A 21,245-nucleotide genomic window follows, 5' to 3' on the forward strand; every position below is an offset into this window, starting at 1 on the left:
TCAGGCGCAGGCCAGCGCCCTCCCGCACGCCGGGCCCGCCTGCCCGGCATTCAGGTGCGCATGGGCACGCAGATGCTCGACCAGCAGGTCGATGAATTTGCGCACCTTGGAGGCGCCGAATTTATTGCCCCGATGGAGCACGTACACCGGCAGCGGCGCCTCCTCATGGTCCGCCAGGATGATGTGCAGACGGCCATCGTCCACCGCCGTGCCCACCTGGCAGGACAGCAGCCGGCAAATACCCAGGCCGCCGATCGCCGCGTTGATCGCCGCTTCGTTGCTGGTGACGGTCAGGCGCGGCTTGATGCGCACCACCATGGGATCGTCCTGCGCGCCGAAGCGCCACTCAAGCCGCGGCGAAACACCGCTGGCCGCGATCACCGTATGGCGCAGCAAGTCCACCGGATGCAGCGGCAAGCCGTTCCTCGCCAGGTAAGCGGGCGCGGCGCACAGCACCGGCCGCACCTGCCCCACCCTGAGCGCCTTCAGGCTGGAGTCCGGCAGATGGCCGATACGCACCGTGACATCCATCCCCTCCTCCACCAGGTTCACGGCCCGGTCCAGGAAATAGGCGGACACATCCACTTCCGGATACTTGTCCAGGAACTTGACGATGCAGGGCATGATGAAGTCCTTGCCGAACGCGTCGGACGCCGCCACCGACAAATTTCCCCGCAGCGCGGAATTGGCGGCGGCCACCGCCTGATTGGCTTCGGCGATACTGGCCAGAATGCTGCGGCAGTCGTCGAGATAGCGCCGTCCCGCCTCGGTTAGCCGGACATTGCGGGTCGTGCGCAGCAGCAGCTCCACACCCAGCTGATCCTCCAGCCCCGAGATGGCGCGCGTCACGGCGGCTGGGGACAGATCAAGGCGGCGTGCGGCCGCAGCAAAACTCTCCCCCTCGCCGACACTGACAAACACATTCATTAGGTGAATCTGATCCATGCCTTGCTCCTGACGAGATACGGGCTAACGGTTGGCACATCATTGCGCCTGGACCATTATTCCGCACCGCGTAGCGAGCAACAATGCACTTTCGGGTAACCGTTTTACCCGGCTCTAGCCGCGCCGGCGTACACCCCATCGTGTGATGCCGCTTCACGCCGCCAGTGGTAGAGTGGCGGAAGGAAAGAGAGCGAAATATGACGAGCGGCGACACCATTAGCGTCTTGATCGCAGACGACCACCCGCTGCTGCGCAGCGGGATAGCCGGCGTGCTGACCTCCGATCCACGCTTCTGCGTGGTGGGCGAGGCCGATGACGGCATCGGGGCGGTGGAGCTGTTCAGGCAATTCCGTCCCGCTATCACCTTGATGGACCTGCAGATGCCCGGCCTGAACGGCATCGACGCGACCAAGGCCATACGCCACATCGATCCCGAGGCGCGCATCATTATCCTGACGACCTTTGATGGCGACGTGCAGGTGACCCGCAGCCTGCAGGCGGGGGCCAGCGGTTACATTCTGAAAAACCTGACCCGCACCGACTTGATCGACTATATCCTTTCGATCCATGCGGGCGGGCGGCAACTGCCGCCGCAGGTGGCCAGCAGCCTTGCCGGCAGTTTTCAATCCGACTCGCTGAGCAAGCGCGAAATCGAAGTGCTCAGGCTGGTCGCCGGCGGCAATACCAACCAGCGGGTGGCCGACGAGCTAGGCTTGCGCGAGGACACCATCAAAGCCCATATGAAAGCCATCCTGCAGAAACTCGGCGCGCGCGACCGCACCCACGCGGTGATGATCGCCATGCGGCGCGGGTATTGGGAAGGCTGATACGGCCTCGCGCCCAGAATTCATCACGCCGCACTGCCCGTAGCAGAATGGCATGGTTGGACGTGTCATCCGTACATTGAAAGAGCTTCTCCCAAAACCTCAGCTTGCCTCAACACCATTTCCACCGCCTGCTCTTGCTTATCTGGCGGGTACTTGTACTTTCGCCGGATTCGCTTGACCATCAAGCGCAGAATCGCGCGCACACTTTCGCGTGCAGACCAATCGACACTAACGTTATTCCGAAGATTTTCGGTGAGCTCATGTGCTGTCTTCTGAGCATCTCATCGGCCAATTCATGCACAGCAGACTCATTACTCGCCAGCGCATCATAGAACTTCACCTCATCGTCCGTGAGCCCTAGAGAACCGCTGAATTATTCCTCAGCGGCTGCACGATTACTGTCAAACGAAACTGACGAGGAAAGCATCGCTCTCAATTCAGAGCCCAAGCAGTCCGCAATACGTCCAACAGGTCTTCTTGGCGTCGCTTGACAACCTCCGGAGTCCAGCTAACAACGCTCAGTACTTGCGTAGTCAACACGTAGGAAGACACTCCTTTTTTACCAACGAAATAGGCTTTCTTCTTACGTTCGAAATCGAAATTTTTCGCTTCGGAATTCCGACGCTGATTTAACGGTACAAGGTTAGCTAATTTATGCAGCCACGACGCGCGCTCGATAACTTCGGGCCACAGCATCGACCACTCGGTGCCATCCCGCACCGTCTGAGGAAGCACATGTTCAATAGTGAGAATCGAAGGGTCGTACGTAGCAGCACCATCAGTCATGAACGAATCCAAACGAAGAATCAGATAGTTCCGACGACGCGCAGTCATCAGGTAGACGTCACCTCGTAAATGGGCTTGGAACTCTGCTTTCTCTTTGGAAGACAATTCCACCGTTAGCACGGGATGAGTAATTGAATGCGGATTTTCCATTGCAGTCAAAATCTGGGCGTAACGCTCAATACGGCTGTTCACGTCATACGCGCAAATATGCATAAAAGCTGCGAGTCGCTCAAGTCGAATCAGGAACCAATGAACGTATGAGGCATCCGAGCCATGCTGCGCTAAAAATTTCATCGCACTAGGCAGCCAATCAGAGTTGTCAATGCGGTTGAGCCACTTCAGAAACGCATTGATTTCAGCCGCATTAGACGTAGAAACGTATTGAGAATGCTTCGCGATTAAGTAGGCTCCAGTATAGGGGACAATAACATCGGACACTAGGCTCTCGGCTGATACCGCCTTGCTAATTACACGCTCTCGAAATTCCTCGAGCAACGCGCGCCGAGCCTTGTCTTTTGCGTGAATCATCCGGATATGAGCGAAGACCTCAGCGAAACCATCACGGCCAGTCTCAACCTCGAGCTCCTCCCAGGTATCGTTGTATTCGTCGCGCTTGGCTGGCGCCACTTTACCGATAACATCAGACTTAATGATATCGGTAGGCAGCAAGTCAAGGCCGCGACTGTTCAACACTGAAAACACCCGAAACGCTGACTGCTGGCTGGGCGTAGATACCGCCACCAGGAAACATCGCTGCACTAAAAAACCACCAAATTGGGTCGCTGCGGCCACGTCATTGCCGAATGCAGCTTCCAGCCGCTGCAAGAAAAGGCGAGCATTCGCTTGCATATTTCGCTGCGACTCATTCTCGAGTTGAGCAGGGTCGAGCATTAATAGCTCATTCAATGCCACGTCTTGAACGTACTGCTTAAAAAACCAGCGGTCGCGCTCGCGCAGTGTGAGCCTGGGCTTTTGAGGCAAATTCTCCAACACGTTGCCCGGCTCGCTAAGATAACGCTGAAACGCATCACGAATGGCGCCGCTTGCACGGTGTGTCAAAGCAGAAAGAAGAATGGTCAGAGTTGTGAGACGTTGCTGACCATCGATTACTTCAGAATGAGGTGCGCCCTCCTCCTTAATCAAAACAATACTGCCTAGGAAGTAGGTATCGTCTCTATCCTCTTTGCTGTAGAAGTCATAGAGGTCCGAGAACAGCTCACCTGCCTGGACTGTAGTCCAGGCATAAGGACGCTGATAGCTAGGTATTACATAATCAAAATCAGAGCTGAAGATTTTGGCAAGAGGGAATTCTGCCCCGCTAATTTTCTTTGACATGTTCTTTACTTTTCACTCGCTCACTTCTTCCCAACGCTCTTGTACGCGCCCAATACTGCGCCGGCAGTAGCGCCGGTTACCGTTCCAATGACCGGCAGCACCGATGCCAATGCTCCACCGACTACCGCGCCAGCGGCGGCGTCTTTAACAAGTTGCGACTGTAAAGCGCTCTTACCCAGCTGGCCAAGTTCAGAGGCCGCGGAACCAGCAACGGCCTTGACTTTGGCAGCAGCGATTTTTGCGTCCTCGAAATCAACTTTTCCGTCACCGTTCAAATCGCCGACTAAGACACCAAACGCTCCGAGCACCTCACCGGCGGAATCGGCGGCGATACCCAGAGCCGTTGCGGCGCTTTTCGCGCCGGCAGATGCTGAATCACCAGCCAAGGCTGCACCGAGTTTCACGGTAGCCAACGACCTTGTGGCGCTGCTTGAAACCGCAACTCCAGTCTTTGAAGCAAAGCTCGAGGTAGCCTGCGCAGCGCCGACCGCAGCTATGCCGGCCGACCGTCCTAATTCAACTGCAGAATGGCCTGCCTTCCCTGCGGAAGACTTTGCGGCGGTTAAGGAGGCATCGACAGCCCTTGATGCGGCGTCGGCGGCTGAGGCGGCAGCGCCGCCCATATCTTTGAGGAATTCTGGGAATGTGCTTTTCATAGATTCTTATTTTGGGTGGCGGCCATGCAGATTGCAGGCGTACTATCGCAGTCTAAACATGCAGCGTACAAATGTCCATTAGGCAATTTTCTCGCGCTGACTGAAAAGCGGCAACTGCATTACTGTGAATCGCCGCGTCAAAAGTCGCCAGTTACTACGATGTAGCTACGGAAGCCGTATCCGCAACTACGACCATCTACACGCCCACTTACGCATAACAAGATTGACATCGCCAAATGCACAGACGAAAAAAAACCCTTGTAGTACAAGGGTTCCTTTGAAGATCTTGGCGGAAGCGGTGGCAGTCGAACACCCTCCTATAGGCCGCATAATATCTGAGAAAGAAGCACTCCAAGCAACTAGCATGCCCCCAAACATGCCCCCAAAAAAATTCCTCCTAAGAACGCTGCTCATGAGCTGGGGCAATGCTGCGATGTCAACCGCAGCATGTCCAAGACAAGGGGGAGTAGCACGTTGTCAACAGCGACCATAAATTCGTGCACATCTGTTTCAGATGCTTTCCACTCTCCGTCTGATTCAGCAAAGACGGTGCGGCCATTAGCGTAGAAAATTGGAACTAAATGCTTATGCTTTGCACAGTTGACAATATCTTGCAGCTTAGAAAACAACGGCTGTTTCGAGAACGCGACCAATCGGTCTGCCAATAGATTCTCACCTAAATTTCTTGCCCCAGTTTCGAGTAACTCGATACTTTGTTGGGTCCACCCTATACTTCGTGAGTCAAATGATACTACTCTAAGATACAAGTTCAAAACATACGGAAGAGAGTCGCACAGAGCATGAGCATTCTGCAAAAACGCAATGACTTCGGCATTGTATTTAATGGCGTTGACGTGTCCATTCCCGCCAAGGCGTTCGCTCAGTTTTCCCGCGTATGTCCCTGTTTCCTTAACATCTTTCCAATTCTTATAATGGTAGTGGACAATGTTAAGCCTGCTATTAATACTTTCGGTGATCGGACCTAGCAACTCAATTGCACGATTAATTTTCGCGATTTCAGCGACTACGTTCAACGCATCACGTTTCAGGCGCGTGGCTTCCAATCCAGCGTTACGTCTAGCATCAGCATCCCCATCCCCGCCCCTCTTCCGCCGGAGAACGTCTGCCTCAACCAACAGTTCTGCATGACGCATTTCGAGTTGCCTTCTATCTTTTACCAACCGAGTGTCCAGTTCCATACATCCCCAATTTAATCCCCAGAGGGGCAATTCAGCTCTTACACGCAAAGCTCCGCTTCCATTCGCTACAACTGCGCCCAAGGAAAAACGGCCCTAATTGCGTAGATATCTTATCTCATAGCGTCGGAGCCGATCAAGGAATCCATCCGTCTTCATGAGAATGTCATAAGATGAATTTTCGTTAAGTAAGATGCTTGCGGCAAGCGTCGCGTGAGAGATGTGCGCTGCAAAATCCTCAAGTAGAGCTGTGAGTAAATTTATGTCGAAGAACGGGCCGATTTTCGGTGTGCCGCAAGACGTTATGAACTGTGTCCCTTTGAACGTTGGGTGAATCGCCACATCGGAATAGACGGAATAAATATGGTCACGTCGCTGCCCATTAAACTCGGGGTTCTTCTCAAGTGTCGTACGTACCCTAAAAGGCTTGAATTCATCACCTGCCCGTTTGTCCTGAACGGACATCCAGCGCTCCAGAGCCGCAGGGTCAATTCTGAATAAATCGAGCAAATTTACGAGTTCCAGAGCATCTCGCAAGAGTTGAAATGCAGCCTGATAATATCCGGTAAGTCCTACATTAAGCGTGCTTCCTCCCAAATTAAATAGACGAATTGCGAGTAACTGCAAAGCGTGGTTTCTGCCACCTGGATGAGCAGGTACTTCGAGCAAGGTGATGAGATGATCCATCGCATCGTGGACGGCAAACAGATGTTCCTGCAACACGACACTGACAGAGATAGCAGCGGTGATTTGCTCGCCTATAAGCTGTTCCTGAGCACGTAAATTATGTAAACCTTCAAGGTTTTTCATATGCGATAAGTGTTGTTGGAGACAATACACTGTAACTCAGCTTCCTACGATTTCTCACAAGTTTCCATCCATCGTGACAGTGAAGATGGCACAACATTTACGCACTCCTTGCATCCCAACAACTCAACCCAGACCTCATTCGTCAGCCTTGGCTCATCTACGTAAGTTGTCAGGCAGTTTGTCAGGAAATCTTTTCGGCATCCGCTAGCACGTCGGCGGGGTCTGAATCACCCTTGTCCCTCTAACGTCCTGGAAGTACCTTCATGGGGGGCAACGCCCACGCGGTCGAGATCGACTGGAGACAGTCACCGGCCAGCGACGTGCCAGCGCGGCCAACCCGAACCCGTCCCGGCCAAGGCGGCGCGAGGACGGCACCCGCTAACGACCACAGACAGTCGGGCTTCCTGAGGACCGCTGTTTTTACCGGGACGCCGGGACAATTGTTAAATGCATATATAAGCCTTTGTTTTATAAAAGAAAAACTGTCCCGGGAAATGTACTTTTTGCAACCGGGACAAGCCGGGACAGCCGGGACAACGCGGTGTCAAAGATAAGAAACGCGTTGAAATCAGCAGAAGAACTCACTATTTCCGATTTGGAACAGATCGTTGATTGCTAAATACCAATCATTTAGGCAATAAAAAAGCGGGCTTCGCACCCGCTTTTCCTGGCATTCCGATCACGAAAGCCTAATTTTCTTCGCGCAAAAGGAGTCTCCCCGCGCCGCCCACCGCCCGGCGGCGGAGATTTCAAACATCAATCCCTGCAATTTCTGGTTTAAAACGATAGACCCGCGCAGCCCCAATGCCTGGCAGACGCTCTCTACGGGTTGCCCCGCCATCGCTGTCCGTCATCAGCAAGCCGCGCTCGATCAACAGGCGCGTGACGGTTTTGGGATTGAAACCCTTGCATATCTCTTCCCTGAAAACCTCACTCAGTACGAAATACTCCTGTTGGGATTCTTCCGCATCCACAGGGTGCACCCTGTCCCCATACACCTTGTGGTGATCCGCATTCGAGTTGATGGCCGTGCCGTCCCGCGTCAGCAGGCGCTTGAAGCCGGCACGGTTTATCGTGTTCGGCTTGTGGTCATCCGTCGCACGATGCCACCAGACAAAGCGCGCCTCACCATGCGCTTGGAAGAAGCCACTCACCTGACGCAGTATCGAGACATGCTCGACGTTACCGGCACCGCCACGGCCATCTAGCCAAGCCGCAAAGCAGGCGCGGGCGGCGTCTGTGGCTTCACCTGCCGCCCAGCCAGTAATTCCCGCAGTCGTCGCCAGTTCACCCGCCATCCCCACCAAGGCAAAGCGCGTTGCCACCCGCGCCACCTGACCATGAGAATCAGACGGGCATATCTCCCTCGCCATCTCAGCCACGCCGGACGGCAACGCGTCGGACAGCGCTTCGGCGTGCTGCACGGCGTATTCGATGAAGGCCATGCCCGCCGTACCATAGTGCTGCTGCGCCTTGCTAACCAAGTGATCGGACAGCGCTGCCCCACTGGGAAAGCCGTTGAGCGTTTCGTATACACCAAACCCTCGGCCCGCATCGGCGGCGATATGGGCCATCCGAACGTCATGCCCCGCCTTGGTTCCCTTACCCGCTTGCTCCATGTGATTCGCCAAGCTGATTTCACCATCGGACAGGAACAGTACGCGCCATGTCGCCACCTTGCGCGCTGTGGCTGTTTGCGTGGCGCGGCCTTTGCCGGACTCGTTCGCCAGCATGTACACGGTATCGCCCACCACCTTGGGATCGACTTGGGCGATTTCGTCCAGCAAAAGCAAGGCATCGCTATGCTGCGTTGCAACGGTCTCCAGCGCGTTATCTGTCATACGCCAGTTGCGCGGGTAATCCTTGCCGCCAAACACCGACCCGGCTACCTTGAATGCGGAACTCTTGCCGCTAGAACTGTCACCCCATATGTGGAATCCACCAGACGGCACACGCGCCAAATGCAGCAACGGCGCCGCGAACGCGGCCGACACGCAGAACAGCATGCGGGAATTGCCCCGACAATGACGGGACACCTCGTTGCGCCACTCCGCAAGCGTCCCGCGCTGTTTGAACTGCGAAATCACGCCGCCCGCCGCCTGAAACATTACCGTCTCGCCACCGCCGCCAATGGTGCGATCCGGCAGCACATAGACATTGTCATGCCAGCCGATGCGGTCCGTACAGCGCACCCGAACGGCGGTCTGCTGGGTCTGGATATAGACGCTCAAATGATTCTTCGCCGCCGTACCCGATCCGATGCGTAACCCCATCCCCAGGAGCGTGGAGCGGTATTGCGTGCCGTCCCCGGCTAGCAGGCTGGCGGGCATGGCCCAACGCTTTGCATTACCGTCGCCATCGTTGAATTCCAGAAGATAGCCCCATTCACCGTTTGCGGAGTCACGGGACTGCGCGGTAATATGCAGCTCGCTACAAATCCATTGCGCGGGCAGCGGGTCTCCCTGCTGGCTAAAACCATGAAACCACACGCCTCCCTCATCGACGTGAAAGAACGGGCGCGACGCTTGGTTCGGACCCTTTGTGGATACCGCCGTGCCCTCTTTGCCTGGGCTCTTGCCCTTCGCAGCTTCGGATTTCTTGCCGCGTAAATTAACTGCGCTGTCCGCAGGGGTTGCGGGGGTTGCCGCCGTATTAGTTGGGGACAACTTATCTACACTCGCTATGCCATCCACCTTCGCAATCGCCGCCGCCAGTTGCATGCGCACCGTCTCAATGCCCGCCGTTGCGGCTAGGTCGTTGAAGTCCGACCCGCCCACCAGCAGACCCTCGGGCTTACACCAATAACCGCCAACGGCGGCAGCGCTTTCCAACGCAGATATGATGCCTGGATTCTTACCAGTCCTCTCTTCCGTTTCCTTGTCATCGTCGGCGCACAGCATCAACCTGGCGTCCGGCCGCGACTGACGCATCACTGCGGCCACATGGCGCACGTTGCCCTCGTTGAAAGCCACCACCACGGCATAGCCCGTTGCCGCATGCAAAGTCGCAGCTGTCGCGTAACCCTCCGCGATCAACACCCAGGCCGACTCAGCAATGTCGCCGATCACATGAAAACATCCCGACACGCGGCCGCCGGCGGGAAAGCGCTTGTCGCCCTTGGCAAATATCCGCTGCACGTTCCACAGCTTACCCTCGCCATCGCGCAGGGGCACCAACAGCACGCCGCCACTCAGGTAACGCAATCCGTACGCCTGCACACCCTTGCTCGTCAAGTATGGGCTTGCACCGACCTCCGCCGCACTCGCCCACGCTTGACCAGCCTCGACGGCCGCCGCCTCGTGTTTCTTCGCCAAGTCTTTTGCCGCAGCATCGTCCCGCGCTTCCCGCTCCTTACGGATGCGCACCTTGTCGGCAGCCGACAGCGGCACCGCAGGCGCAAATTCTTTGGGATCGAAGCCGCCCCGCTTGGCTTCCAAAATTAATGTACCGATCGTCACCCTGCCACCAGGCTTGAAGCTGTTCCAAGTTGATTTCACCGCCTTGGCGTCGAAGCTCGCGCCCCGCTCACTCCAATTCTGGAATAGGTCGAACCCACCCTCTCCAAACTCCGATTTCAGCGCCATGCCTATGCGCCACCACACCTCCCGATCATCCGACGGGATGAAACCGAGCGCGGCGCGCGCCGCATCAACGCTGACTGGAAAAGCCTTGTCACTCATTTGTTGTTCCTTTACTTCATGCTACAAGCAGCAGCTTGGGTCGCCTCAATGCGCTTCGTTCTTACACCACGGCTCCGGGCTACAAAACCATCTACGCTAGATGCCAATCAGCGACTTTTTCAGCATTGTGTGTTGCTCGTTCCGTCCAAACTACTTCCTAATGACTGCCATCGCGACTGCTGAAAGTTGGCTCCTGAGAACGAAGCAACCCGTCATCGTGGAACAGCCGCAGCTCTTGCTGAATCCGCCCCAAATACCCTGCCGCGAAGGCGTCTGTGCAGCCCTGCATCGCAACCGTGGGAACAGTTTTAGTGGCCCGCATTCCTGCACGCACACTCACCATGAATTCATGCATCGAAAGTGCGATATGGTCGTGCAGGCCGACGGACGTCATGTCGTCGAAAAAGCACACAGCAGCCGCCACGCCGGCATCAACGCAGGGTTGATATTGGGCCGATATATTCAATGACAGCGGCGGTAGATGAGGACCGCCCAGGTGCATCAGCAGCGCTTGGTGTTTATCCCAGCTACTCATGCCGCACCTCCGATCCGGTGCGCTTGCCGTCCATTGCGTTGGAGCTTGATGCGAATATCTCCGTGCCAATGCGGAGGAACATCAATCAGCTCCTGATGTGCATCAATCGCCGAGGCGGCGCTTTGATGAGAAACACCAACCATAAGAATTTCGCCACGCTCATTCAGAACGTCATACAACGGCTCGCACCGGGCTAACCCGACGAGCAGCGAGGCCGCCAGTGTGCATGGTCTAGAAATGTGGGATTGAATGGTTGAACTGGATTGTTCAGGCGTGCGAGTACAGCTAGGCATGTGTGCCTCCTTGGGTAGCGGTCTTGCCGCGCCCCGCGTCCAAACGAGGTGAGCGGCGAATGGCAGGGTTGGACGACTGGTACCCAAAGAAACCAGCAAGCCCGAAGGCTTCCCCACCATCGCCGCTCATAGAGACGTACGAAGGCATACACACGTAAAAAAACCGCATGGCGCGGTCTGTGCGCTTTGAGTATTCAGGTGTCCAAGCCTGGTCCCGTCTTTTTCGGGGACATACATAGAGTATCCTCTAATTCGAAACCATGCAAGAAGCCTGCTCATCCGTTTGGCCAATCCATAGCGAACCCCACTGCTCTACCAAGGTTGAAAATCGTAAAAGTACATACGTCTGCACTAGGTCGCGGTCCTTCCGCGCAATCGGCGGAAAGACCGTTGGACACGTCAAGCCTTGACTTTTTGTCCTTGCGCAACCATCGAAGCAATCCAAGCTTCTATTGCCGAAGATGGCCAGGCGACGGCACGTGCTCCCAATTTGATCGGTGCGGGGAAATCGCCCTGACGAATTCGCCTGTAGATTTCCGTCTTCGAGAGGCCAGTCTGCGCCTCAATTGTCGGCATACGCCACAGCGGACCGTGTGCTGAGTTAGACATTATTCCCCCTTACCGATAAAAAAGACTTCAATGGCTTCCAAAACCTGATTCCGTGCATGCCCGCCAGCTCGATAGGTGCCAGTGCACTGGACGCATACGTCGTATTGCGTTGCAATAGGTACAGGCAAATCACTCCGATACAAGCGCAGCGTCATACCCCGTGCAAGACAGGCTGAGAATTTTTTCTTGCAGCCCGGGCAAACTTCCTGGACGGCTCCAATGGGCAGGGACAAATGCGATACACCCGCCCACTCCCGCAAAAGATCCCCCACCGTTAATCCTGCAGGGATTTCATACATTGAATGATTACAGTTCATTTATGCTTTCATGAGTGTTCTTATGTTGCGCGCAAGTACGCAAATCGCTGACAACCGAAACCGCAAAATTCCTAGCAATTCGGCCACCGAAAAAATGCAATCAGCGTAGCAAGGCTAGCTCGCGCACCAACTCATCCACATCCGTTGATTGCATCGCATACCTTTCCGCGCACAGGAAAATGCCCGGATCGAAGTAGCCGTCAGACACTTGAAGCCGAACGGAAACTTCCTTGGAAGCGGGGCCAATCACGGGCAGCTTGATGTCGCTGCTGGCGTGGAGTTTGTACGGGCCGTAATCCTCGCCTGTCAGGCGATACATAAGCTTTCCGCACGAGCGCGCACGCCGGAAGTGTTTGACCACCTCAGCAACGGCTTCGGTATACGCCAGATCGGCGGCTTGCAGTTCCTCAAACGCCCAAGCCCGCTGGACTTCTTTAAAAGAATTCTCGGCATTGGACAGGGCGCCTCTAGCAACTGCTAAATGCCGAGACAGGCCATCGCGCTCAAGCGCTTTCTCTGAGCGTGCGCTCTTGCTTTGTTCGAACGCGCTCTGGGCTATCCGCAACGCGGCCTTGGCTTGTTGCTCCTCTGCGTCGGAAGCGTCCCCTAAGGCCCGGCTTGCCAAAAGGTCTTCAACTCGTTCCCTGCTTCTCAATACAGCAGCCTCATCAATCTCTGGGATGACGATTGATCGCAGTGTCCTCTCTACTCGCTCGACCTTCTCCTTGGCTTTTGCCAGAGTGGACCATGCCGAACGGACTGCTGCGGCCTGCGGATTCTTAAATTTCATGAGGAACTCCTAAACTATTTATATAATTTTCACGTAGCACAACGGACCGTGAAACACCGAGAACAACAACCGCGATGATAGATAGGCGTCGAACCTCAAAATAGGGCAATTTGAGACTACTTTCGAAATTGGTTTGTCGCTGGCGATTCATCGTGTAACTAGACGCCACCGATTCACTGAGTGGCGCGACTCGCTGACCAGCACGAGCCAGCGCATCAAGCGCAGCCAAGGCGACAACAGGCGGCAACAGGCTCGCGCCAGCTAGACGGCCGCAGCGACCGACTACACCGCCCGCCGCAGCCGCACGGGCCAGCGCATCGAGCGCAGCCATGGCGGCATGCGGCACGCACCAGCCAGACCGCCACAGCGACCAGCTGCACTTGCAGCACGCCGCCGATGAATCGCAGCAACCCAACGGATCACAGCACCAGGCACGCAGCAAGGCCAGAGCACACAGCCATGACCTGCCGCAACCTCACGAGCCAGCGCATCAAGCGCAGCCACGGCGGCAACAGGCTCGTGCCTGCCAAACGGCCGCAGCGACCGACTACACCGCCCAGCGCGTCGCCGATGAAGCACACTAACCCAACGGATCACAGCACCAGGCACGCGGCCAGGCCAGAGCACACAGCCATGCCCCGCCGCAGCCGCACAGGCCCTCGCATCAAGCGCAGCCATGGCGGCAAAGCGTGAAGAAGTCGCGGCCAGCAGCCGCAAGCGCGAGTTCGCCAGCCGCATGGATAACTGGCGCCGTGTGGTGAACTCGCAGACGGGCAGCGCGTCGAGCTGCTGCGCAGCGTGGGCGAAGTGGTACGTCGCTCTGCGCGTGTCGGAGGGGCCGCCCGCAAAAGACGTGTTGGATGAAAAGGTAAAACCGCTTCGCGGTGTGGTTACGGCGGACCACCTGGACGGCTGGATGATCGAAGCCGCGTGGCGGATGCTCGGCGACTATAACGACCGTATGGCGCTGAAAGCCAAGTACGTCTTCCAGTTTCCAGACGACCGCATCAGGCTGCAGTTGAAGGGCGTACGCGGGCCGCACGTCAAGCTGGTGGTGGCCCGTGCGGAAAAAAGATTGCAAGACCTCTTGATAACTTTGGAAAGCGCGGATACGATCCTGTCTTGAAACAACTTGCCTGCCGGGGTGTCCCGTGCCTTCCGCCGAATCGGCGCTTCCCTGTGGGAGGCGCGCGCTCGGCGGTTGCTAGTGAGGATGTAATCCCTAAAAAAGTAGTATCTCCGACGAGAAGTGACACTCGCTGTCGGGTGGTTAGAGTTTGTCCTTGCCGCTTCCGGCCAACAGCAGACGCTAATGCTAGATACCACGAAAGCTAAGTTGACTTAATGGACCAACCAACAGGAAATCGGGCTCTGACACCCGATGAGCATCGGCTAGCCCGCTGGATGCTTGAACACGGCAATGCTGAGGCGTCGGCGTTTCTTCAGCAAGTTGACCTGGCAGAAGTCACTTCATGGAAATGTCCATGTGGATGTGCCAGTATCAATTTCCAAATCAAGGGACGCCCTCTGCCACCTCCCGGTGTAAATATTTTGGGCGACTACCTAGTAGGCGAAGGTGATGAGGTAAGTGGTGCATTTATATTTGAGAGTGGCGGGGTACTGAGTGGAATCGAGTTTTATAGTCTTGGGGGCGATGCGCTTCAGCATTTGCCAAGCATTGACGAACTACGCCCGCATGCGGATGCGAAGCGAGCTTGAGTTACCCGCTTCCGGCCAGTAGCCGCCGTTCAAACCCCGGCTCGAATTTTAAGAAAGCGATTCCGCAATGCCATTGAGTCATCCGGGAGAGGTCGAGCACTATGCATTTTTCAACACTCACTTGGGGCCGCGATTTCAATCTGCGGGTCTGCGTGTATAGTTTCATTACAACCAAGTGCCAGGAATTCGCTTCATTGTCGAGCCGCCTGAAGAGTACGCTGCGGCGATTTTGAAGGGTCTCAATGACGGGCTTGCTCGATACTTCCCAAATTTTCCAGACACAGGCAGTGTGTGGGTTAAAGAGGTTACTGTGCATGATGTCAGTTCGTCGCAGGCAGCTTTCTATCGTGCAGGTCTGCTCGTCATGAGTCAGGCGTTTGCTCTGGTGGAAATCGCCGAATCAGGTGCTCGGATGACGGACTCGGTTTAGAGGCGCGATGGCCCATTTCGGCCAAGAGCGGACGGTCGGCACATGGCATTAAGGCGGAGAACAAGATGAGCATCGTACCAACAAACCGAACCGCCGCGATTACAGGAGTCTGGTCATCAATGGGCCTTGTAACTTCCGATGCGTGGTTCGAACACGCGAGGTTTGCCTCCGTCCTCGCCCACGATTTAGCATGGTTGTCGGTATTTGCTGTGTTCTTCTTCCTGCCCGTACTCTACTTTGTGATTGGTTGCCACACCGGCGCTGTTAGTCGCGGGTGGTTTTTTGACCCCTCCGAGCGTGCGGGATACTTGGTCGTCGTAAAAAGGATGTTGGCCTGGTTCGGAGGCGCATGTTTCGCAGGAGGTTTCTCATCAATAGCCATGACCCTCCTCCTTAGGCTGTAGTTGCTGTTACTGAGTGCCGCTTTAGGGCGAAAATGCATCACACGCGACCGGCTACAATGAGGCGGCTTCGGCCTGGAGTGAGGTTTTGTGAGTTTTGCAGATGAGTAAGCTGCTATCCTGAACACCGTCGGCCGAGTTCGGCCACAAGCCGTCGTTCAGAACGCAGTGTGGGACTGGCTTATTAGCCTTTCAAATTGGGATTGTCATAATGTGTTCTTGCGTGCAGTTCAATGATTTAGAGTTTCTTCGTGCAGCTGTAACGAAAAGAATAAAAGACAGCCGTCAATTGAAGAAGTCGTTAGCCGTGCTTTCCAAGCATCTAGACGGTGAGCATAGGCTCTATCATTGCGCGACCTGCGGTCAACTCTGGCAAGGTAGTCGGGCATGGAATTGGGGCAACGAGGAATACCTTTTCAGGGTGCCGCCCGTCGAACCTACTGAGTGGCAATCTGAAGTTTATGTGCAACCTGACGAACTTCTAATCTTCGCCGCTGTCATGCATGATTTTTTGACGCGCGGTGCGTTTACAGATACTGCCTCGATTTGCCGAACTGAAGGTTGTTCAAAAAATGCGGTTTCCGGCGCAGTCAACTGCCTGAGACACCATCTGGGCAACTTGCAAAATTTAGGGACTATGCCGTCATACCCAGTTGGACGCTGGTTTGGTCCGTATGTTCGTGAGAATATTGTTCCAGACTTCTAGCATTGTTACTACTTTATGATAGGGCCGACATCGGCCAGAAGCCGCCGCCCAATCTAATGATAGGCAATGCATGACAAGTAATCTCCTTATCTTCGACCTTGATGAAACGTTGGTGCATGCCACTCCCAAAAAACTTAGTCGGGATGCAGATTTTGAGTATGCTCCTTACTTCGTCTACAAGAGGCCATTTCTTTTTGAGCTTCTTAGCGCTGCTAAGCCTTTATACGATTTTGCTGTTTGGTCTTCCTCTTCGCGAGAATATGTAGATGCAGTCGTAGCGGAGATTTTCGCCGGCTTTGATGTGAAGTTTTCTTGGGCGGTAGAGCGTTGTATTCAACGTGTGGATACACAGTCCAACGGCTACGTATATATTAAGGACCTTCGCCGCGTGCAAAGTCATGGTTATCCAGTCGAACGTATTACCATCCTTGATGATTCGCCTGAAAAAATAGCCCGCCAGCCTCGCAATCATCTCAGGATAAAACCCTATCATGGCCTAGAGGGGGACCGAGAGCTGCTGGCAATAGCTGAAGAATTGGTTGTCCGCTCAAAAAGATAACGCCGCGCGACCGGCGGCTTTGGGGCGACTTCTGCCGGGTATGATAATTCGTGAGTTTTACATGCAGGCAACATGCTATCCTGAACGCCAACGGCCGGGTTCGGCCAATACCGGACGATTGAGTTGGTAAATATTTATAGCGATTTCGGGATTATGTATGGCTAACTGCGATTCGATTAAAATAAAAAACACCTCGGGTTCAGCGCTTGCCATTGTAATTGAGCCGTGGGCGGTGGAATTTCTTCTCCCGATAAACTCTAGTTGCAATGTGGTTTCTGTTGGAGGTGTGGTGCCCGCAGTCATAAATTTGGAAGTGCTGACCGGTCGAATCATCTGTTATGTCGAAACAGAGGGCGCAGTATATGAATATTGGCAGGATGGGAAGCTGGTCGGCTGACATCGGCCACAAACGGACGTTGTAAAATTTAAATTAGGATGCTCATGGAAGTACGTGCATCAATTTGCGCTTTGGTTGATAACGCTGGCGAAGTGGGTGAGGCAGAACATTGGCTGGAGCAGTATCGAGAGCAACTTACCTATGTATCCGAAATGAATGGATGTGGTTGCTGCGTGTTTTCCTGGGATATACAGGGGGCCAAGGAAATCATCGACACGCTACCCTTCCACTTATCTGCTGGGGGCACATGGGCGGCGACTGCTCCTGAATGAGCACCACCATCGCTTAACGGCCAAGAGCGGCAGCCGCTGTTTGATGTTGGCAGACGCAATAGATGAGGTACGCAGGATGGGTAGTAGTGCTAGGTTTACAGATCAACGAATGGGCGTCTACTGTTGTGGGCACTTGTTCCGACGAGAGCGACTCGCGCTCTTGGTCGTTAGGGAAGAGGGGGACTGGCAATTCCTGTGCGGTGCCGCTGATCACGATGATCCCCTCGAACCTTATCATGTCAGCGTAGGCGCGTTGCTTAGTGCGGATCCCACCCTAAATGAGATCGCAGACCTGCATCCTGAGTGGGAGGCCGAGCGTGCCAATACCAGCACCGACTGGCTGCGAACTCGCGGGCAGCAGTAGACTGACTTTAGCCTGTACCCCTATTAATGCGAATTGTTGCGACGGGCTATTCAGGGTCCGCTATGGGGCGGAAGCTGCCTCCCAACTGACAACCCATATCTGATCAAGTCTTAGCTACTGCACCTCGAACGATTGAATGCCAGCCCGCGCCGCGCGGGTTTTTTTTCGTCCTGATTTTCCATCAGCGTTTGCGCTTCTGTCCGGCCTGGCTGGCCATTGATATTCGTTGGCCGGTACAACCCGCCACAACGTTCGTGCGGATGCGTCGGCCGGTGCAGACGTCTGCACAGATAAATTTGCCAGGAGGCGCTATGCCAGTCTCAGCACCCCGTCCGTGCAGCTTTTCTACCTGTCGCGTGCTGGTCCGCGACGGAAGTGGCCGATGCCTGAAACATCCACGTGAACAGTGGCGCAAAGACGTGAAGGCCACACCACGTATTACCCGACGCTGGCTACAGGCCATGCGCGCCTCGCTGTTCCAGCGTCATCCGCTGTGTGCGGAGTGCCTGCGTAACGGGCGCGCTTCCCCCGCAACGCAGCGCGATCACGTCATCCCGCTTGCTGAGGGCGGCCCCGACGATGAAACGAACGAGCAAGCGCTGTGCGATGCGTGCCATGACGCCAAGAGCAAACAGGAACCCAACGGATCACAGCACCAGGAACGCGAGCAAGCCAGAGCGCACAGCCATGACCGCCGCAGCCGCACGGGCCGGCGCATCAAGCGCAGCACGGCGGCACAGACGCGCGCCAGCCAAACCGCAGCAGCAACCGGCTGCACCGCGCAGCACGCCGCCGATGAATCACACCAACCCAACGGATCACAGCACCAGGCACGCGGCCAAGTCAGGCGCACAGTCATGACCCACCGCAGCCGCACGGGCCAGCGCATCAGCCGCAGCCACGGCAGCAATAGGCTCGCGCCGGCCAGACGACCGCAGCGACCAACCACACCGCGCAGCGCGTCGCCGATGAATCGCACCGCCCAACGGACCACAGCACCAGGCACGCGACCAAGCCAGAGCGCGCAGCCCTGACCCGCCGCAGCCACGGCGGCAACAGGCTCGCGCCAGACAAACCGCAGCAGCGACCAGCTGCACCGCGCAGCACGCCGCCGATGGATCACACCAACCCAACGGATCACAGCACCAGGAACGCGAGCAAGCCAGAGCGCACAGCCATGACCGCCGCAGCCGCACGGGCCAGCGCATCAAGCGCAGCCACGGCGGCAACAGGCTCGCGCCAGACAAACCGCAGCAGCGACCAGCTGCACCGCGCAGCACGCCGCCGATGAATCACACCAACCCAACGGATCACAGCACCAAGAACTCGAGCAAGCCAGAGCGCACAGCCATGACCGCCGTAGCCGGTCCACCGACTAGAGTGATTCGCCGGCCAGCATAGGCCAACGCATCAAGCGCAGTAACGGTGGCACGCGGGCCGCGCCGGCCAGACGGCCGTAGCGACCAACTGCACCGCGCAGCGCACCGCCGATGAATCGCACCGCCCAAACGGATCACAGCACTAGGCGCGCGACCAAGCCAGAGCGCACAGACATGGCCGCCGTAGCGGTCCACCGACTAGAGTGACTTGCCGGCCAGCATAGGCCAACGCATCAAGCGCAGTGACGGCGGCACGCAGACCGCGCCGGCCATGCGGCCGCAGCGACTGGCTGCACCGCGCAGCACGCCGCCGGTGAATCGCACCAACCCAACGGATCACAGCAGCAGGCAAGCGACCAAGCCCGAGCATACAGCCAAAGCCGACGCAGCCGACCAAGCGCCTGGAGGTGCTTATCGACCAGCACGGACCAAAGTAGCAAGCGCGGCCAAGATAGTGCCGAGCCAGTACCAACTAAGCTCCAACATCAACCATCCGGCACAGCTTCAAGTACACACGTCTGCACATCCGGCGGGCGGCGGGGGAGCGCAAGAAACCCCTCGCGCACAATCCCAGGAGAGCAGGTAAGCACTAACCGAAGCTTCTCAGCCTCGATTAAATGTACCTAACGGCTTCAACATGAGACACTTGTCCCGGAGCCGTCCCGGCTCTGTCCCGGCAACCATATATGTTTACCGGGACAAATAAAGACTGAAGAATCAAAGACTTAACCTATGTATTTATTTGTCCCGGCTGTCCCGGCAAATTTTTTATCGTTTTCCATTTTGCGTTTCGCTTCTTGGGCCAAAAAAACCGTGCAAAGCACGGCTTCATGCGGGTTTGCAAGGGACTTACGCCCGCTTGAAACTAACCGGTATGACGTTGCCGCCGTTCTCGACCATTTCGATGTAGTCGGCGTACGCCTGCATCATCACCTTGCGCTCTTCCTGAAATTGCTCGCGGTCGTAGGCCTCTCCGTACTCATCGTTCGATCCATGTGCAAGCTGGCGGTTCACTACCTCATGCCTGTAGCCAAGCCGCGCCTTGATGATGCCCATTGCCAGCGAGCGGAAGCCGTGACCCGTGTGCCGCCCCTGATAACCCATACGCCTCAGCGCCATCAAGATTGCGCCATTAGACGCGGGCTTTTCATGATCAGTCCGATTGGGGAATAGGTACACACCGTGACCAGTAAGCTTGTGCAACTCACGCAACAGGGTCCAGCCCTGGCGTGGTAGGTGGACATAATGGTCCAACTTACGCGGGTTAACCTGTTTCTTTCCCATCTTCATACGCTGCCAAGGTATGACCCAGGCTTCGTTCGCCAAGTCGATCTCTTCCCACCGTGTTTCGATCAGCTCACTGGTGCGTACAAATACCAGAAGCATTAAGCGCATCATGATCCTGGTCGGCAAAAACATGCCCGCCTCGGCTTTCGCCAGCGCAGCCAGGAACTCCGGTAGCTCATCGGTTCCGATAGCCGCGTGGTGGCCCCTTGCACGCGGCTTGAGTGCACCTCGCAGATCGGGAATCGGATTGTATTTCACGAGCCCCTTGGCGATGGCAAAGCGGAAGACAGCGCTACAATGCGCGCCAACACGAGCGGCCATATCGACCGCGCCACGCTTCTCGACTTGGCGTAGTACATCCAGCATGAGCGGCGCGTCCACCTCAGAAATCGGGCGGTTGCCGATGCGCTTAAACACGTCGTTCTCCAGGCGTGCCAACGCCTCTTTGGCCGTGTTGGGCTTCCATGTCTCGGCCTTGTTCGCGTGCCATTCCCTGGCTAGAACTTCAAATGTATTCTCCGCAGCGACCTTCTTCTGCAGCTTCTCGACCCTCTTACTTTGGGCAGGATCAACGCCACTTGCTTGCAGCTGCTTGGTCTTGCTGCGCTCAGCACGCGCGCCCGCCAGTGACACGTCGGGATAAGCCCCAAAGGTGAGCCGAGATTCTTTGCCATTCGCTTGGCGAACTTTCATACGCCAAAACTTGGAACCGTTCGGCATGACTTCGACATACAGGCCTCCGCCATCGGCCAACTTGTAGGCCTTGTCCGCCGGTTTGGCGTTGCGAAGTTTGATATCTGTGAGTGGGGTAACTAGTTTGGGCATCTTGGGGGCATGTGATTTTAAGGCGTAGATTGTGCCCCCAACCATGCCCCGAAAAATACGGGATGTCAATCAACTTCCTGGCACTTCCTGAAACTAAAAACCCGCGTTCTCACTTGGAGAAACACGG

Annotated in this window: 18 protein-coding genes and 1 pseudogene; 7 read left to right on the plus strand and 12 right to left on the minus strand. The window is 56.0% G+C overall.

All coding sequences use genetic code 11. The features are described from left to right. On the minus strand, nt 1–945 hold the full coding sequence (locus tag ASD15_RS15310) for a LysR family transcriptional regulator (RefSeq protein WP_057155813.1): 945 nt from the start codon (nt 943–945) through the stop codon (nt 1–3). A gap of 197 nt (nt 946–1,142) precedes the next feature. Here ASD15_RS15310 and ASD15_RS15315 point away from each other — a divergent pair, with 197 nt between their 5' ends. Continuing rightward, entirely contained in the window at nt 1,143–1,772 is a 630-nt protein-coding gene (locus ASD15_RS15315; RefSeq protein ID WP_057155814.1) for a response regulator transcription factor, read from the plus strand. A gap of 65 nt (nt 1,773–1,837) precedes the next feature. Here ASD15_RS15315 and ASD15_RS31740 read toward each other — a convergent pair. From ASD15_RS31740 to ASD15_RS32355, 10 genes and pseudogenes are all read right to left on the minus strand, one after another. After that, nucleotides 1,838–2,133: pseudogene (locus ASD15_RS31740) on the minus strand (type I restriction enzyme endonuclease domain-containing protein); the annotation flags it as partial. 71 nt (nt 2,134–2,204) lie between these two features. After that, on the minus strand, nt 2,205–3,893 hold the full coding sequence (locus ASD15_RS15320) for a DUF262 domain-containing protein (protein ID WP_057155815.1): 1,689 nt from the start codon (nt 3,891–3,893) through the stop codon (nt 2,205–2,207). 20 nt (nt 3,894–3,913) lie between these two features. After that, complete coding sequence (locus ASD15_RS32340; RefSeq protein WP_157200951.1) at nt 3,914–4,549, minus strand: hypothetical protein; 636 nt, start codon at nt 4,547–4,549, stop codon at nt 3,914–3,916. Nucleotides 4,550–4,959: 410 nt separating this feature from the next. Further along, nucleotides 4,960–5,748: a hypothetical protein gene (locus ASD15_RS32345; RefSeq protein WP_157200952.1), complete on the minus strand. Its 789-nt coding sequence runs from the start codon at nt 5,746–5,748 to the stop codon at nt 4,960–4,962. A 93-nt stretch (nt 5,749–5,841) separates the two neighbouring features. Further along, nucleotides 5,842–6,555 (minus strand): hypothetical protein, encoded by a 714-nt coding sequence (locus ASD15_RS32350; RefSeq protein WP_157200953.1) that lies wholly within the window; start codon nt 6,553–6,555, stop codon nt 5,842–5,844. Nucleotides 6,556–7,304: 749 nt separating this feature from the next. Further along, the gene (locus tag ASD15_RS15325; RefSeq protein ID WP_057155816.1) at nt 7,305–10,235 is read right to left on the minus strand and encodes a DUF927 domain-containing protein; all 2,931 of its coding nucleotides are present in this window, start codon (nt 10,233–10,235) and stop codon (nt 7,305–7,307) included. Nucleotides 10,236–10,392: 157 nt separating this feature from the next. Then, the gene (locus ASD15_RS15330) at nt 10,393–10,770 is read right to left on the minus strand and encodes a hypothetical protein (protein ID WP_057155817.1); all 378 of its coding nucleotides are present in this window, start codon (nt 10,768–10,770) and stop codon (nt 10,393–10,395) included. A 692-nt stretch (nt 10,771–11,462) separates the two neighbouring features. After that, nucleotides 11,463–11,672: an AlpA family transcriptional regulator gene (locus ASD15_RS31745; RefSeq protein WP_082551855.1), complete on the minus strand. Its 210-nt coding sequence runs from the start codon at nt 11,670–11,672 to the stop codon at nt 11,463–11,465. A 417-nt stretch (nt 11,673–12,089) separates the two neighbouring features. Beyond that, the gene (locus tag ASD15_RS15335; RefSeq protein ID WP_057155818.1) at nt 12,090–12,779 is read right to left on the minus strand and encodes a hypothetical protein; all 690 of its coding nucleotides are present in this window, start codon (nt 12,777–12,779) and stop codon (nt 12,090–12,092) included. Then, nucleotides 12,769–13,110, minus strand: coding sequence for a hypothetical protein (locus tag ASD15_RS32355; protein ID WP_157200954.1), 342 nt, complete (start codon nt 13,108–13,110; stop codon nt 12,769–12,771). The genes ASD15_RS15335 and ASD15_RS32355 overlap by 11 nt, the downstream gene beginning before the upstream one ends. A 345-nt stretch (nt 13,111–13,455) precedes the next feature. Here ASD15_RS32355 and ASD15_RS15340 point away from each other — a divergent pair, with 345 nt between their 5' ends. The 6 genes from ASD15_RS15340 (at nt 13,456) to ASD15_RS31760 (ending at nt 18,661) form a co-directional block, all read left to right on the plus strand. Beyond that, nucleotides 13,456–13,905: a hypothetical protein gene (locus ASD15_RS15340; protein ID WP_057155819.1), complete on the plus strand. Its 450-nt coding sequence runs from the start codon at nt 13,456–13,458 to the stop codon at nt 13,903–13,905. A 1,647-nt stretch (nt 13,906–15,552) separates the two neighbouring features. Then, the gene (locus ASD15_RS32360) at nt 15,553–16,035 is read left to right on the plus strand and encodes a hypothetical protein (protein ID WP_157200956.1); all 483 of its coding nucleotides are present in this window, start codon (nt 15,553–15,555) and stop codon (nt 16,033–16,035) included. Between the two features lie 70 nt (nt 16,036–16,105). After that, on the plus strand, nt 16,106–16,594 hold the full coding sequence (locus ASD15_RS31750; protein ID WP_082551856.1) for an HAD family hydrolase: 489 nt from the start codon (nt 16,106–16,108) through the stop codon (nt 16,592–16,594). 157 nt (nt 16,595–16,751) lie between these two features. Continuing rightward, complete coding sequence (locus ASD15_RS32365) at nt 16,752–16,991, plus strand: hypothetical protein (protein WP_157200957.1); 240 nt, start codon at nt 16,752–16,754, stop codon at nt 16,989–16,991. A gap of 44 nt (nt 16,992–17,035) precedes the next feature. After that, the gene (locus tag ASD15_RS31755; RefSeq protein WP_082551886.1) at nt 17,036–17,263 is read left to right on the plus strand and encodes a hypothetical protein; all 228 of its coding nucleotides are present in this window, start codon (nt 17,036–17,038) and stop codon (nt 17,261–17,263) included. A gap of 825 nt (nt 17,264–18,088) precedes the next feature. After that, the gene (locus tag ASD15_RS31760; protein ID WP_229418200.1) at nt 18,089–18,661 is read left to right on the plus strand and encodes an HNH endonuclease; all 573 of its coding nucleotides are present in this window, start codon (nt 18,089–18,091) and stop codon (nt 18,659–18,661) included. Nucleotides 18,662–19,855: 1,194 nt separating this feature from the next. Here the strand turns inward: ASD15_RS31760 and ASD15_RS15350 are convergent. Then, nucleotides 19,856–21,187 carry an integrase arm-type DNA-binding domain-containing protein gene (locus ASD15_RS15350; protein ID WP_229418201.1) on the minus strand — a complete coding sequence of 444 codons (1,332 nt, stop codon included), beginning with the start codon at nt 21,185–21,187 and terminating at the stop codon, nt 19,856–19,858. Nucleotides 21,188–21,245 lie beyond the last annotated feature (58 nt).

This window comes from Massilia sp. Root351, from assembly GCF_001425045.1.
GTDB lineage: Bacteria > Pseudomonadota > Gammaproteobacteria > Burkholderiales > Burkholderiaceae_D > Rugamonas.

Coding starts and splice junctions, on each gene's coding strand:
- ASD15_RS15310 (WP_057155813.1), bottom strand. CDS start 945: ATGGATCAGATTCACCTAATGAATGTGTTTGTCAGTGTCGGCGAGGGG.
- ASD15_RS15315 (WP_057155814.1), top strand. CDS start 1,143: ATGACGAGCGGCGACACCATTAGCGTCTTGATCGCAGACGACCACCCG.
- ASD15_RS15320 (WP_057155815.1), bottom strand. CDS start 3,893: ATGTCAAAGAAAATTAGCGGGGCAGAATTCCCTCTTGCCAAAATCTTC.
- ASD15_RS32340 (WP_157200951.1), bottom strand. CDS start 4,549: ATGAAAAGCACATTCCCAGAATTCCTCAAAGATATGGGCGGCGCTGCC.
- ASD15_RS32345 (WP_157200952.1), bottom strand. CDS start 5,748: ATGGAACTGGACACTCGGTTGGTAAAAGATAGAAGGCAACTCGAAATG.
- ASD15_RS32350 (WP_157200953.1), bottom strand. CDS start 6,555: ATGAAAAACCTTGAAGGTTTACATAATTTACGTGCTCAGGAACAGCTT.
- ASD15_RS15325 (WP_057155816.1), bottom strand. CDS start 10,235: ATGAGTGACAAGGCTTTTCCAGTCAGCGTTGATGCGGCGCGCGCCGCG.
- ASD15_RS15330 (WP_057155817.1), bottom strand. CDS start 10,770: ATGAGTAGCTGGGATAAACACCAAGCGCTGCTGATGCACCTGGGCGGT.
- ASD15_RS31745 (WP_082551855.1), bottom strand. CDS start 11,672: ATGTCTAACTCAGCACACGGTCCGCTGTGGCGTATGCCGACAATTGAG.
- ASD15_RS15335 (WP_057155818.1), bottom strand. CDS start 12,779: ATGAAATTTAAGAATCCGCAGGCCGCAGCAGTCCGTTCGGCATGGTCC.
- ASD15_RS32355 (WP_157200954.1), bottom strand. CDS start 13,110: ATGGCTGCGCTCGATGCGCTGGCCCGTGCGGCTGCGGCGGGCGGTGTA.
- ASD15_RS15340 (WP_057155819.1), top strand. CDS start 13,456: ATGGCGGCAAAGCGTGAAGAAGTCGCGGCCAGCAGCCGCAAGCGCGAG.
- ASD15_RS31750 (WP_082551856.1), top strand. CDS start 16,106: ATGACAAGTAATCTCCTTATCTTCGACCTTGATGAAACGTTGGTGCAT.
- ASD15_RS32365 (WP_157200957.1), top strand. CDS start 16,752: ATGGCTAACTGCGATTCGATTAAAATAAAAAACACCTCGGGTTCAGCG.
- ASD15_RS31755 (WP_082551886.1), top strand. CDS start 17,036: ATGGAAGTACGTGCATCAATTTGCGCTTTGGTTGATAACGCTGGCGAA.
- ASD15_RS31760 (WP_229418200.1), top strand. CDS start 18,089: ATGCGCGCCTCGCTGTTCCAGCGTCATCCGCTGTGTGCGGAGTGCCTG.